1 pseudogene is annotated in these 501 nt (G+C 47.1%); it reads left to right on the forward strand.

Annotation, left to right across the window (positions count from 1 at the left end):
- Positions 1-501, forward strand: a pseudogene (locus IYN84_RS20890) (AMP-binding protein); the annotation flags it as partial.

The following is a 501-nucleotide window of genomic DNA, read 5'->3' on the forward strand; positions in this document are numbered from 1 at the left end:
TTTTGTTGATAATCCATTTGCGACAGCCGATGAGCTAGCGAAAGGCTATGATCGCTTGTATAAAACGGGTGACCTGGTGCGCTGGCTGGAGGACGGAAATCTTGACTATATTGGCCGCAATGATTTCCAGATCAAGTTGCACGGCTTGCGAATAGAACTAAAGGAAATCGAGAGTCAGCTAATGGAATTGCCTGAGGTTAAACAAGCGGTGGTAATCGATCGAAAGCGTGATGAACAGACTTACCTTGCCGCTTATTTCGTTGCGACCAATTCCGGAGTAGATACTGAGTTGATGGCAGCTTCGCTGGCCGAGAAGCTACCGGACTATATGGTACCGGAGAGCTTTACTGAGTTAAATGAAATTCCATTGACGATAAATGGGAAGCTGGATCGCCGCGCACTACCGGAACCGGCTCCAGTTATAAATGACAATTATGAAGCTCCACGGAACGAGCTTGAAGCGGCTTTATGCAAGATATGGGAGCAGTTGTTATCGGTAGA

This window comes from Aliikangiella sp. G2MR2-5 (assembly GCF_015687155.1).
Lineage (GTDB): Bacteria > Pseudomonadota > Gammaproteobacteria > Enterobacterales > Kangiellaceae > Aliikangiella.